Raw genomic sequence first — 12,218 nt, 5'->3', positions numbered from 1 at the left:
CTGATGAACACCTGGGAGGGCAATTCCATCGGTTTGGCCGACGTGGCTGGACGGATGGTGTAGTTGTAGTGCCGAGGACAAGCCGTTCGTCCTATAACCGACTCGGCCCGCGTCCGCCATTTCGGGCAACGCGGGTCAAGGTGCAGAATTTAGAGGAAAGAACCGAGAAGGTTCGGTTCTCCCGAGGAGGCCGCTCATGACCGCTCGCACCCCTGATGCCGAGCCGCTGCTGACCCCGGCTGAGGTTGCCACGATGTTCCGCGTGGACCCGAAGACGGTCACCCGTTGGGCCAAGGCTGGCAAGCTCACGTCCATCCGCACGCTCGGTGGACATCGCCGGTACCGCGAGGCAGAGGTCCGCGCACTGCTTGCGGGTATTCCGCAGCAGCGCAGCGAGGCCTGACACACCCCTGCCGACCAGCGATAACAGCAGCACAGCAGTACCGCACAACATCCGGGCAGCTGGCAGGTCCCCCAACCCCAGTCGCCCACCCATAGCTCCACTCGACGGACGCCTGCCCCAACGGGCGTCATACCTGTGTTCCACGGGTTTTCGTCGTATCGATCGCGCTGGACTCCGCCGGGTCCAGCGCGATCTTTTTTGTGCCCGGACGGAGCCCTTCCGGCCGGCTCCCGGACCGCCCGGACGATCCCTGGAGGGGCTCTCCGGGCCGCTCCCGCGCCCGTGCCGGCCCGGAGTCAGAACCGGGCGGTCGGTCGGCTTCAGGGGGTCGGCGGGGGCGTTCGTGGGTCTGTGAGCGGGTCTGTGCGGGAGTGTGGGTGAGCGTCCCGGACGCGGTGGGACAGCCCCGGACGGAACGGTCCCCGCAACTCCGCGGACCCCGTGCAATTGCACATATTAAATTCACCAGTTGTAGGGGAGGCGTAAAATCCCCCGCTCTGAAAACTCTTTCGGTGACTACCGTCACATCGCCTGATGCTTGCCAACTACGAGCCTGCCACTGTCCGAACGCGGAGTCACCCGGCCGATGGTCGTGTTGCCGGGGGTCTTTCGTCCTCGTCGCCGCCGGCCTCCTGAGGGGCTTCGGCCGCCCCTTCGGGCTCCGCGGTCGCCCCGGGCTCCATGGCGAGGCGCAGGAGGCGATGGCAGACCGCGCAGTGCCGGGTGAGATGGCGATAGGCGGAAGCGGCCGCCAGGTGGGCGCGCAGCAGCGCGCGGGTCTCATGTCGAGCTGCGGACGCGGACATACGAGCCACCTCCCGGTGGGCCCGGCCGTCCCCCGCCGCGAGAAGCGCCGAGGGTACGGACAAGGCCTCTGCTTCTACGGGGTACCCGCGGCGGATGAAGCCGTCAAGACGCGAGAAAGCCCGGATCGAAACGATCCGGGCTTTCTCCTACTGCGGTCCTGACGGGATTTGAACCCGCGGCCTCCACCTTGACAGGGTGGCGAGCACTCCAAACTGCTCCACAGGACCAGGTTTTCGCTGCTTGCCTTGCGGCTTGCTGCGAAACCAGACTGTACAGGAGGTGGGAGGCCCAGGTCGACTTCACTCCTGGTGGTGACTCCGTCACCCGCCTCCCGGTCCCCTCCGGCGGCCCCGCGTCAGGGCGCGAGGGCGTCGATCGCCTTCACGATCCGCTTGTCCGAGACGGGGAACGCGGTCCCCAGCGCGTGGGCGAAGTAGCTGACCCGCAGCTCCTCGATCATCCAGCGGACGTCCAGCGCCTCCTGCGGCACCGGCCTGCCCTGCGGGAACTGTTCGAGCAGCCACGCGTACTCGTCCTGCATCTCGTGGACCTTCTCCATCCGCGTGGTGTCCCGCTGGACGGCCGTCGGCATCTGCTGGAGCCGCCGGTCGGCCGCCACGAGGTAGCGCATCAGGTCCGGCAGCCGGCGCAGCCCGGTGGCCGTAACGAAACCGGGCGGTACGAGACGGGCCAGCTGCTCCCGTACGTCGGTGACGTTGGCCACCAGCGCCAGGCTGTTCGTCGACTTCAGCCGGCGCTCGCAGGCCTGCCACGCGGCCAGGATCTGCTGCACCTGGTCGATCGTGCGGACGGTGAGGTCCACCAGGTCCGCGCGCACCTTGTCGTACAGCGTCCGGAACGCCTTCTCGTCCCACGCGGGCCCGCCGTGCGCGGCGATCAGCCGGTCGGCCGCGGCGGTCGCGCAGTCCTCGAAGAGGTCCTGCACCGAGCCGTGCGGGTTGCGGGAGAGCGCCAGCTTCTGCTGATTGCTCAGCCGGTCCGACGCGAACTTCGCCGGGTTCACCGGGATGTTCAGCATGATCAGCTTCCGGGTGCCGCGCCACATCGCCTGCTGCTGCTCGGCCTCGGTGTCGAAGAGCCGTACCGCCACGGTCTCGCCCTGGTCGACGAGGGCCGGATACGCCTTCACCGGCTGACCGGCCCGACGGGTCTCGAAGACCTTGTTCAGCGTGCCGATCGTCCAGTCCGTGAGGCCCGAGCGCTCGATGGACTCGCCCGAGGGCCCCGCGGTCGCCGCGGCGGCCTTGGAGAGCGCCTGGCGGGCCTTCGGGCGCAGCTGGAGCTTCAGCGCCTCCAGGTCCTTGTCCTCGGCGACCTTCCGCCGCCGCTCGTCGACGATCCGGAACGTGATCTTGAGGTGGTCCGGGACCCGGGAGAGGTCGAAGTCGTCCGCCGTGACCGGGACGCCGACCATCCGCTGGAGCTCGCGCGCCAGGGTCTGCGGCAGCGGCTCCTGGAGCGGGACGGCCCGGTCCAGGAACTTGTCCGCGTAGTTCGGGGCGGGGACGTAGTGCCGGCGGATCGGCTTCGGCAGCGAGCGGATCAGCTCGGTGACGACCTCCTCGCGCAGCCCCGGGATCTGCCAGTCGAAGCCCTCGGCGGTGACCTGGTTGAGCACCTGGAGCGGCACGTGCACGGTCACACCGTCCGCGTCCGCGCCGGGCTCGAACTGGTACGTCACCTTGAACTTGAGCTTCCCCTGCCGCCAGGAGTCCGGGTAGTCGTCCTTGGTGACGGCCCCGGCCTTCTCGTTGATGAGCATGGAGCGCTCGAAGTCGAGCGCGTCCGGCTCCTCGCGCTTCTTGTGCTTCCACCAGGAGTCGAAGTGCGCCCCGGACACGATGTGCTCGGGAATCCGCTGGTCGTAGAAGTCGAACAGGGTCTCGTCGTCCACGAGGATGTCGCGGCGACGGGCCCGGTGCTCCAACTCCTCGACCTCGCCGAGCAGTTTGCGGTTGTCGTGGAAGAACTGGTGGTGGGTGCGCCAGTCGCCCTCGACCAGGGCGTTGCGGATGAACAGATCCCGCGAGGCCTCCTGGTCGATTCGTCCGAAATTGACCTTGCGCTGGGCGACGATCGGCACGCCGTAGAGCGTCACCCGCTCGTACGCCATCACCGCCGCCTGGTCCTTCTCCCAGTGCGGCTCGCTGTAGGTCCGCTTCAGCAGGTGCCCGGCCAGCGGCTCGATCCACTCGGGCTCGACCTTGGCGTTGACCCGCGCCCAGAGCCGGGAGGTCTCCACCAGCTCCGCCGACATCAGGAACCGGGGCTGCTTCTTGAACAGCGCCGAGCCGGGGAAGATCGCGAACTTGGCGCTGCGCGCGCCCAGATACTCGTTCTTCTCGGTGTCCTTCAGCCCGATGTGCGACAGCAGCCCGGCCAGCAGCGAGGTGTGCACCGCCTGCTCGGGGATGGACGCCTCCGCCTTGGGCTCCTCGACGGTGATGCCCATCTGCTTGGCGACCGTCCGCAGCTGCGCGTAGATGTCCTGCCATTCGCGGATGCGCAGGAAGTTCAGATACTCCTGCTTGCACATCCGGCGGAACGAGGACGAGCCGCGCTCCTTCTGCTGCTCGCGGACATAGGCCCAGAGATTGAGGAAGGCCAGGAAGTCGGAGGTCTCGTCCTTGAACCGGGCGTGGTTCTGGTCGGCCTGCGTCTGCTTCTCGGCGGGCCGCTCGCGCGGGTCCTGGATGGAGAGCGCGGCGGCGATGACCATGACCTCGCGGGCGCAGCCGTTCTTGTCGGCCTCGATGACCATGCGGGCCAGGCGCGGGTCGACGGGCAGCTGGGAGAGCTTGCGGCCGAGCGGGGTCAGCCGCTTCTTCGGGTCCTTCTCCGCCGGGTCGAGCGCACCCAGCTCCTGGAGGAGCTGGACGCCGTCGCGGATGTTGCGGTGGTCCGGCGGGTCGATGAAGGGGAACTTCTCGATGTCGCCGAGCCCGGCGGCGGTCATCTGGAGGATGACGGAGGCCAGGTTGGTCCGCAGGATCTCGGGATCGGTGAACTCCGGCCGGGTGACGAAGTCGTCCTCCGAGTACAGCCGGATGCAGATGCCGTCCGAGGTACGGCCGCAGCGGCCCTTGCGCTGGTTGGCGCTGGCCTGGGAGATCCGCTCGATCGGCAGCCGCTGGACCTTGGTGCGGTGGCTGTAGCGGGAGATGCGGGCGTTACCCGGGTCGATCACGTACTTGATGCCGGGGACGGTCAGCGAGGTCTCGGCGACGTTGGTCGCCAGGACGATGCGGCGTCCGGTGTGGCGCTGGAAGACGCGGTGCTGCTCGGCGTGCGAGAGACGCGCGTAGAGGGGGAGCACCTCGGTATGTCTGAGGTTGCGCTTGTTCAGCGCGTCCGCCGTGTCCCGGATCTCGCGCTCACCGGAGAGGAAGACCAGGACGTCGCCGGGGGCCTCGTGGCCCAGCTCGTCGACGGCGTCGCAGATGGCGGTGATCTGGTCCCGGTCGGAGTCCTCGCTGTCCTCTTCGAGCAACGGCCGGTAGCGGACCTCGACGGGATACGTCCGCCCGCTGACCTCCACGATCGGGGCGTCCCCGAAGTGGCGCGCGAACCGCTCGGGGTCGATCGTCGCCGAGGTGATGACGACCTTCAGATCGGGGCGGCGGGGCAGCAGCCGGGCCAGATAGCCGAGCAGGAAGTCGATGTTGAGGGACCGCTCGTGGGCCTCGTCGATGATGATCGTGTCGTACGCCAGCAGCTCGCGGTCCGTCTGGATCTCGGCGAGCAGGATGCCGTCCGTCATCAGCTTCAGATACGTCGACTCCGGGTTCACCTGATCGGTGAAGCGGACCTTCCAGCCGACCGTCTCGCCCAGCGGCGTCTTCAGCTCGTCCGCGACGCGCTCCGCGACCGTACGGGCGGCGATCCGGCGGGGCTGGGTGTGCCCGATCATGCCCCGGACACCGCGCCCCAGCTCCATACAGATCTTCGGGAGCTGCGTGGTCTTCCCGGACCCGGTCTCCCCCGCGACGATCACGACCTGGTGGTCGCGTATCGCCTCCAGGATCTCGTCCTTCTTCTGGCTGACCGGCAGCTCTTCCGGGTACGACAGGGCGGGCAGCCGGGCCGCGCGCGCCGCGAGCCGTTCGGCCGCCTTGCCCGCCTCGGCCGCGATCTCGTCCAGCACGGACTGGCGGGCCCCCGGCTTGCGGATGCGGCGCGCTCCTTCGAGGCGCCGGCCGAGCCGGTTCGCGTCGCGGAGCGAGAGCTGACCGAGCTGGGACTGGAGATCGGCGAAGGAAGTAGACATACGGCTCCAAGGATCTCACCCGGGCCCGGCCAGTGGCGACCTCATTTCGCGCGGGCTGCGTCACGCGGCACGTACCATTTCGGGCAGTCGAACGCCCCCGTCACCACCGCTCGCGCGAGAAAGGCCCGGTCCCGTGTCCCGTACGCAGTGGTGGAGCCTGACGGCGCTGCTCGCGGTGGTGCTGGGGCTGCTGTGCGGACCGGGGGCGGTCGCCGCCGCCGGTCCGGGGGCCTCTCCCGTTGCCTCCGGCGCGCCGGTGACGCACGTGGCGCAGGGCCCGGCTCAGGCCGAGGGCCCGGCTCAGGGAAGGGCCGAGGGCTCGGCTCCGGACCGGGCGCAGCACCGGGCCCAGGTCCAGACCCCGGCCCAGGCCCAGACCCACGCCCCCGTGGCCGAGGCCTCCGGTGAGCGGGCACAGTCCCTCGCAGCCGAGGTCGACGCCCCCGCCCTCGCGACCGACGCCCCCGCCCTCGCGACCGAGGCCTCCGGAGAGCGCGCCCCGGTCCCCGGCTGCGGGAAGCTCCGTGATCACGACGGTGAGCCCGCCGTCCCCTCCCGCGCCCGGTCCGCCCACGACCACGCGCCGGGGCTCGCGCCCTGGGGGCTGCCCGCCGCGACGGGCGCGCTGCCGGCCGAGCCGCCGCCGATACGGGCCCGCGCCCCCCTCCCGTACACCCCGACCCCGGTCGAACTCTCCGTGCTGCGGGTGTAGGAGGCGTCCGGCGGGCACCCGCCCGCCCCGCACCGTCCGCCCTTCCTCCCGCATCACCAGCACGGAGTGCCGCATGTCCACGCCCAAGAACCCGAAGCCCTCGCCGTCCCCGAAGTCCGCGAGCACGCGCAAGCCCCTCGTCTACGGCGCGGTGGTCGTCGTCGCGGCCGGTCTCCTCGGCTTCGCCTCGTACAAGGCCACCGCCCCCGACACCGCGTCGAAGGACACCACCGCCACCGGCCCCGCCGCCGAGGTCTCCGCCGACCCGGAGGCGGGCGTCTACCCGGAGCTGGCGAAGCTCGCCCGCCGGGACGCCGACGACAAGCTGGCCATCGGCCCGGCGGACGCCCCGGTCGTCCTGATCGAGTACGCCGACTTCAAGTGCGGCTACTGCGGCAAGTTCGCCCGGGACACCGAGCCGGAGCTGATCGAGAAGTACGTGAAGGAGGGCACGCTGCGCATCGAGTGGCGCAACTTCCCGATCTTTGGCGAGGAGTCCGAGAACGCCGCGCGCGGCGCCTGGGCCGCCGGGCAGCAGGACCGCTTCTGGGAGTTCCACCGCGCCGCCTACGCCGAGGGGGCGAAGGAGAAGGGCTTCGGCAAGGACCGGGTCAAGGCACTCGCCGAGGAGGCCGGGGTGAAGGACCTGGACCGGTTCATGAAGGACCTCGACGGCGATACGGCCCGGGCGTCGGTCAAGAAGGACCAGGAGCAGGCGTACGGGATCGGCGCCACGTCCACCCCGTCGTTCCTGATCAACGGCCGCCCGATCGCGGGCGCCCAGCCGGACGAGACGTTCACCCGGGCCATCGAGTCCGCCGCCGAGCAGGCGAAGACCCAGGGGACGGCGGGCCAGGCTGGGGAGCCCGCCAAGTGACGGCGGACATCGGCTACTTCGCGGCCTTCCTCGGCGGGCTGCTCGCCTTGGTCAGCCCGTGCAGCGCGCTGCTGCTCCCGGCGTTCTTCGCGTACTCCATCGACTCCACCTCCCGGCTGCTGGCCCGCACCGGCATCTTCTACGCCGGGCTCGCCACCACCCTCGTCCCGCTCGGCGCGGCCGGTTCGTACGCCGGGCGGCTGTTCTACGGCCACCGGGACGCCCTCGTCACCGGCGCGGGCTGGCTGATCATCGTGCTGGGCGTCGCGCAGATCGTCGGCCTCGGCTTCGCCTCCCGGCGGATGGCCGAGCTGAGCGGCCGGCTCCGCCCCACCACCGCGTTCTCCGTCTACGCGCTGGGCGCGGTCTACGGCCTGGCCGGATTCTGCGCGGGCCCGATCCTCGGCAGCGTCCTGACCGTCGCGGCGGTCAGCGGCAGCCCGGTCTACGGCGGACTGCTGCTGGCGGTGTACGCGCTCGGGATGGCCGTACCGCTCTTCGTCCTCGCCCTGCTCTGGGAACGCTTCGACCTCGGCCGCCGCACCTGGCTGCGCGGCCGGACCGTCCAGCTCGGCGGCCGGTTCCAGCTGCACACCACATCGCTGCTGTCGGGCCTGTTCTTCATCGGCCTCGGCGCGCTGTTCCTCGTCTACGACGGGACGACCGCGCTGCCCGGCCTGCTCGGGGTCGACGACTCGTTCGCGGTCGAGCAGTGGGCGCAGAAGCTCGGCGAACGGGTGCCGGACGGGATGGCGCTGGTCGCGGTGGTGCTCGTGGCGCTGCTGGTCCTGGGCGTACGGGCCTGGCGGCGGCGCGACGCCGGCGTACCGGCGGAGGAGAAGGTTCAGGAGGAGCAGGCCGAGACCGGGAAGGTGTGACACGGCGAAGGCCCCGTCCGGTGGACGGGGCCTTCGTGAAGTGGCTGGGGCCGGGATCGAACCGGCGACCTATCGCTTTTCAGGCGATCGCTCGTACCAACTGAGCTACCCAGCCACGCAGCCGCTGGGGCTGCAAGCGGTCCTGACGGGATTTGAACCCGCGGCCTCCACCTTGACAGGGTGGCGAGCACTCCAAACTGCTCCACAGGACCAAGCAATGCGCGAAACAAGTCTCGCACACGGTGAAACGTGCCCCCAACGGGATTCGAACCCGTGCTACCGCCTTGAAAGGGCGGCGTCCTGGGCCACTAGACGATGAGGGCTATTGGCCCGCCGGTTCGCTTTGCAGCGCGTCGGGGACGTGAGAAGCATATGGGATGGGTGGAGCTATCGCCAAAACGGTTTACGGCGATGGGGTCGGGCGCCCCGGGGAGCGGGTCGCGGAGGGCGACGAGGACGCGGACGACGGCGTGGGGGACGGCGACGGGGAGGGCGAGCCGGGGGAGCCCTTCTTCAGGTTCTCCTCCGGGAGATGGCGGCTGACCTCGGCCGTCGTCAGCCCGAGACCGCCGAGTGTGATCTCGTCCCAGGCCTGGAGCCGGCGGGTGGAGCGGTCCAGGTAGAGCACCGAGGCGTGCACCTTCTCCGGCTTCTCGTTCTGCACGGCGCGCAGCCCGCCGCCGCCCGTGGAGCCCTCGACCTTCAGCCGGGTCCCGAGCTTCAGCTGTTCGTTGATCCGGCGGTGGAGGTGGCCGGAGAGCACCAGCGGGACCGTGCCGTCGGTCGCCCGGGCGGTGTTCGGGTCGTGGGCGACGGCGATGTCGACGGGGGTGCCCGCGCGCTCCTGGTCGCGCAGCGCGGTGGCCAGGCGGGCGCCCTCCAGCTGGGCGGCCGCCTTGTTGCCGCCGGGCCCGGTCCGGTCCGGGGTGAAGGAGGCGTCTCCGGTGCCCGCGATCCGCAGCCCGCCGACGTTCACCGCCTTGCCGTCGTCGAGGACGCGGACGTTCCGGAACTTCTCCAGGTAGTCCTGGGTGACGGTCGAGTCGTGGTTGCCGCGCACCCACACGTAGGGCGCGCCGAGGTCGCGGATCGGGTCGAGGAAGCCGTTCTCGGCGGTGGAGCCGTGGTCCATCGTGTCGCCGGAGTCGATGATCACGTCGATCTCGTACTGCTCGACGAGCGAGGCGATGATGTGCCAGGCCGCCGGGTTGAGGTGGATGTCGGAGACGTGCAGGGCCCGGATGGTGCCGGGGTCGGGCTGGTAGACGGGGAGCGTGGAGGTCGCGTCGTACAGCTTGGTGACGTTGGTGACCAGGCGGGCCAGTTCCTGCTGGTACATGTCGAACTCGGTGACGATCGAGCGGGCGTCGCCGACCAGCGACGGGGCGCTGGAGAGCAGCCCGGAGAACTTCGGCTCCAGCACGGACTTCGGGTTCCAGGTGGCGTACGCGCTGACGCCGGACGCGGCCAGCAGGGTGAGGGCGAGCCCGCCGGCGGCCAGGGCGCGGCGGGGGCGGCGGTAGACGACGAGGCCGAGGGCGGTGGCGCCGGAGATCACGGCGACGCAGGAGCGTACGGCCAGCTCCTTGGTCCCGGCGGCGACGTCCCGGGTCACCTCGTCCTCCAGGCCGGAGAACCGTTCCGGCTGGTCGACCAGGGCCTGGGAGCGCTCGGGGTCGAGGCGGTCCACGTCCACGTCGAGCCGCAGCGGCGCGATGTGCGAGTCCAGCTCCAGGGCGCCGAGCGGGGCCACGTTGATCTTGCTGCCGCCGGTGAGGGAGGGGCGGAGCGTCATGTTGGTGTCCATGGGGCCGACCGGCGTACGGATGGACCCCACGGCGAGCAGTCCCAGCCAGGCCCCCAGCACGACGACGGCGAGCATGCCGAGCGCGCGGAGCCAGGGGCTGCGGGCGGGGGCCGCCAGGTCGCCGGGGACCGCCGGGTGGGGTGCCTTCGGACCGCCGGGGGCCGTCGCGCCGGTTCGGTCCGTCGCGCGGGAGGCTTTCGGGGCGGCGGTACGGCTCCGGGACGCCGGGCGGACGAGCTGGCTGAGGCGGTGCCGGACGCGGTCGGCTGCGGCACGGAACGGGACGCGGACCATTGGGCCCGTATGCCCCGGTACGGCCTTCGCCATGCCGGGCGGCGCCACCGGTCATGCGTCCGTACGGACCCTGTCGCCGCGATGCCGGGCGGTGGCCATCTGCCCGTACCCGGCCCCCGTACGGGACAATGGCCGGGTGCTGGAGATGACGCGCGAACAGTTCGAGGAGCTGGTGAGCCAGGCTCTGGACCGGATTCCGCCGGAGCTGACGCGGCTGATGGACAACGTGGCGGTGTTCGTCGAGGACGAACCGGACCCCGGCGACCCCGACCTGCTCGGGCTCTACGAGGGCACCCCGCTCACCGACCGCGGTGAGTGGTACGCCGGGGTGCTGCCGGACCGGATCACCATCTACCGGGGCCCGACGCTGCGGATGTGCGAGACCCAGGAGGACGTCGTCGCGGAGACCGAGATCACCGTGGTCCACGAGATCGCCCACCACTTCGGCATCGACGACGAGCGGCTGCATGCCCTGGGGTACGGATGAGCGAGCAGGAACCGCGGGAGCTGCCGGAGCCCGGCCCGCCGTCCGCACCGCAGGGCCGGGTGCTGGCGGCGGTCGCGGCGGGTGGCGCGCTCGGAGCCCTCGCGCGGTACGGGGCGCTGGTGCTGTGGCCGACGCCGGGTCACGGTTTCCCGTGGACGGTGTTCGCCGTCAACGTGACCGGCTGCGCCCTCATCGGCGCCCTGATGGTGCTGACCGTCGAGCGGGGCCGGATCACCCGCCCGCTGGTACGGCCCTTCCTCGGCGTCGGGGTGCTCGGCGGCTACACGACCTTCTCGACGTACGCGGCGGACGTCTCGGGCCTGCTGGTCCGTCAGGAGATCGCGGTGGCGATGGCGTACACGGTGGCGACGGCGGCGGCAGCGCTCGCATCGGTGTGGGCGGCGGCCGTGGCGACGCGGGCCTGGCTGGACCGGGGCGGGCGACCGGGTGAGCGATCCGGCGCGCGGGCCGAGGGGCGGACGGCGTGACCTGGCTGCTGGTGGCGATCGGCGGCGCGGTGGGCGCGCCCCTGCGCTATCTGACGGACCGTGCGGTGCAGACGTACCAGGGGCCGGGCGTCCCGTACGTCTTCCCGTGGGGCACCTTCACGGCGAACATCGCGGGCAGCCTGCTGCTGGGCGTACTGACCGGCGCCGCGGTCTCCTCCCCGGTGCACGCCCTGCTGGCGACGGGCCTGTGCGGGGCGCTGACGACGTACTCGACCTTCTCGTACGAGACCCTCCGCCTGGCCGAGACGGGCCGTGCCTTCCTGGCCGCGGCCAATGTGCTGGCGTCCCTGCTCGCGGGGCTGGGCGCGGTGTTCCTGGGGGCGGAACTGGCGGGCGGGTTCGGGGGGTAGCGGGGCTGCGTGCGGTGAGGGCATGTGCGGGGCGTTGCGGTTTCGGGCGTGTCTCCGGCGGGGTCGGGGGAGTTGGGCACGGTGCGAAGCCTCGCTCCGGCGTCGCGGGCTCCACCCCTCGCCACGCTCCCGCTCCCTCGCCCCGGAGGTGCCCCTCGTGCGCCAGTTCCCCGCCCCTGTCCGCTGGGCAGCCGTCACCGCGCTGACGATCGCCGCGTCCACCGGCTGCATGAGCGTCGGCGAGGACGGCGCCGGAGGCCCGGGGCCCTCACGGTCCGCAGGCCCGAAGGGCTCCCAGACCGATCCGGCCGGGAACACGATCCCCGGCTCCGGGCAGTCCGGAGGACGCGGCGGGGGCGCCCACCCCCACTCGGACCGGGGCGTTCCCGGCAGCAGCCCGCGCCCCGACGCCTCCGGTGCGAAGCCGTCGGCCACCGCGAAGGACGCCCGCCCGGAACCGGCCGCTCCCGGGCAGCCCACCCGTGGCGCAGGCGGCGGGGTGCGGCCCACGCCGACGCCCTCGACCCCGGGGCCGGGGGAGCCGCCGCCGGTCACCCCGGAGCCGCCGGCCCCGCCGACGCCCGCCCCGGACCCGGACCCCGAGCCGCAGCCCACCGACCCGCCGGAGCCGCCCCCGTCGGCATCGCCCGCCGCGCAGTTCCGGGCCCAGGGGACGGGCGGGCCGCAGCCGGTCGGCCCGCTGCGGACGCCGGAGGCATCGCCGCAGGTGGGGCCGGTGTAGCCGGCGTCACAGCGGGGGTGGTTTGCGCAAGGTGGGTGAGGGTGCGTATGGTGGTAGATCGTTT

The 12,218-nt window shown here is 71.5% G+C and carries 11 protein-coding genes and 4 tRNA genes; 8 read left to right on the top strand and 7 right to left on the bottom strand.

Annotated elements, in window-relative coordinates; translation table 11 throughout:
• Positions 1–196 precede the first annotated feature (196 nt).
• Positions 197–403 (top strand): developmental transcriptional regulator BldC, encoded by a 207-nt coding sequence (bldC, locus tag WQO_RS16295; protein WP_003949541.1) that lies wholly within the window; start codon positions 197–199, stop codon positions 401–403.
• A 575-nt stretch (positions 404–978) separates the two neighbouring features.
• Here the strand turns inward: bldC and WQO_RS35090 are convergent.
• The 3 genes from WQO_RS35090 to hrpA form a co-directional block, all read right to left on the bottom strand.
• Entirely contained in the window at positions 979–1,209 is a 231-nt protein-coding gene (locus WQO_RS35090) for a DUF6274 family protein (protein WP_073822288.1), read from the bottom strand.
• A 153-nt stretch (positions 1,210–1,362) separates the two neighbouring features.
• Positions 1,363–1,437: transfer RNA gene (locus WQO_RS16290), tRNA-Asp, on the bottom strand.
• A 128-nt stretch (positions 1,438–1,565) separates the two neighbouring features.
• On the bottom strand, positions 1,566–5,498 hold the full coding sequence (gene hrpA / locus WQO_RS16285) for an ATP-dependent RNA helicase HrpA (RefSeq protein ID WP_058954008.1): 3,933 nt from the start codon (positions 5,496–5,498) through the stop codon (positions 1,566–1,568).
• 133 nt (positions 5,499–5,631) lie between these two features.
• Here hrpA and WQO_RS37135 point away from each other — a divergent pair, with 133 nt between their 5' ends.
• The 3 genes from WQO_RS37135 (at position 5,632) to WQO_RS16270 (ending at position 7,965) form a co-directional block, all read left to right on the top strand.
• A complete protein-coding gene (locus WQO_RS37135; RefSeq protein ID WP_010056799.1) occupies positions 5,632–6,210 on the top strand; it encodes a hypothetical protein in 579 nt (192 codons plus the stop codon).
• Between the two features lie 73 nt (positions 6,211–6,283).
• On the top strand, positions 6,284–7,087 hold the full coding sequence (locus WQO_RS16275) for a DsbA family protein (protein ID WP_010056798.1): 804 nt from the start codon (positions 6,284–6,286) through the stop codon (positions 7,085–7,087).
• Positions 7,084–7,965 carry a cytochrome c biogenesis CcdA family protein gene (locus WQO_RS16270; protein ID WP_010056797.1) on the top strand — a complete coding sequence of 294 codons (882 nt, stop codon included), beginning with the start codon at positions 7,084–7,086 and terminating at the stop codon, positions 7,963–7,965. The genes WQO_RS16275 and WQO_RS16270 overlap by 4 nt, the downstream gene beginning before the upstream one ends.
• Positions 7,966–8,006: 41 nt before the next feature.
• Here WQO_RS16270 and WQO_RS16265 read toward each other — a convergent pair.
• From WQO_RS16265 to WQO_RS16250, 4 genes are all read right to left on the bottom strand, one after another.
• Positions 8,007–8,080: transfer RNA gene (locus tag WQO_RS16265), tRNA-Phe, on the bottom strand.
• A gap of 22 nt (positions 8,081–8,102) precedes the next feature.
• A tRNA-Asp gene (locus WQO_RS16260) sits at positions 8,103–8,177 on the bottom strand.
• 38 nt (positions 8,178–8,215) lie between these two features.
• Positions 8,216–8,288: transfer RNA gene (locus WQO_RS16255), tRNA-Glu, on the bottom strand.
• A gap of 80 nt (positions 8,289–8,368) precedes the next feature.
• A complete protein-coding gene (locus WQO_RS16250; protein WP_010064941.1) occupies positions 8,369–10,066 on the bottom strand; it encodes a metallophosphoesterase family protein in 1,698 nt (565 codons plus the stop codon).
• A gap of 136 nt (positions 10,067–10,202) precedes the next feature.
• Between WQO_RS16250 and WQO_RS16245 the strand changes: the two genes are divergently transcribed.
• The 4 genes from WQO_RS16245 to WQO_RS16230 all read left to right on the top strand — a co-directional run bounded on the left by WQO_RS16245 (position 10,203) and on the right by WQO_RS16230 (position 12,154).
• Positions 10,203–10,553, top strand: coding sequence for a metallopeptidase family protein (locus WQO_RS16245; RefSeq protein WP_006125792.1), 351 nt, complete (start codon positions 10,203–10,205; stop codon positions 10,551–10,553).
• Positions 10,550–11,041, top strand: a complete 492-nt coding sequence (locus WQO_RS16240) for a FluC/FEX family fluoride channel (RefSeq protein WP_010064940.1) — start codon at positions 10,550–10,552, stop codon at positions 11,039–11,041. The genes WQO_RS16245 and WQO_RS16240 overlap by 4 nt, the downstream gene beginning before the upstream one ends.
• Positions 11,038–11,412: a fluoride efflux transporter CrcB gene (crcB, locus tag WQO_RS16235; RefSeq protein ID WP_010064939.1), complete on the top strand. Its 375-nt coding sequence runs from the start codon at positions 11,038–11,040 to the stop codon at positions 11,410–11,412. The genes WQO_RS16240 and crcB overlap by 4 nt, the downstream gene beginning before the upstream one ends.
• A 157-nt stretch (positions 11,413–11,569) precedes the next feature.
• Positions 11,570–12,154: a hypothetical protein gene (locus WQO_RS16230; protein ID WP_058954007.1), complete on the top strand. Its 585-nt coding sequence runs from the start codon at positions 11,570–11,572 to the stop codon at positions 12,152–12,154.
• Positions 12,155–12,218: the final 64 nt, after the last annotated feature.

This window comes from Streptomyces globisporus C-1027, assembly GCF_000261345.2.
Taxonomy (GTDB): Bacteria; Actinomycetota; Actinomycetes; order Streptomycetales; family Streptomycetaceae; genus Streptomyces; species Streptomyces pakalii.
Note: the sequence above shows the minus strand (reverse complement) of the source record. Positions and strands in the feature narration are given on the sequence as shown.

Bases quoted from the DNA above. Each gene is read 5' to 3' on its own strand.
- bldC (WP_003949541.1), top strand. From the start codon at position 197: ATGACCGCTCGCACCCCTGATGCCGAGCCGCTGCTGACCCCGGCTGAG.
- WQO_RS35090 (WP_073822288.1), bottom strand. From the start codon at position 1,209: ATGTCCGCGTCCGCAGCTCGACATGAGACCCGCGCGCTGCTGCGCGCC.
- hrpA (WP_058954008.1), bottom strand. From the start codon at position 5,498: ATGTCTACTTCCTTCGCCGATCTCCAGTCCCAGCTCGGTCAGCTCTCG.
- WQO_RS16275 (WP_010056798.1), top strand. From the start codon at position 6,284: ATGTCCACGCCCAAGAACCCGAAGCCCTCGCCGTCCCCGAAGTCCGCG.
- WQO_RS16250 (WP_010064941.1), bottom strand. From the start codon at position 10,066: ATGGTCCGCGTCCCGTTCCGTGCCGCAGCCGACCGCGTCCGGCACCGC.
- WQO_RS16240 (WP_010064940.1), top strand. From the start codon at position 10,550: ATGAGCGAGCAGGAACCGCGGGAGCTGCCGGAGCCCGGCCCGCCGTCC.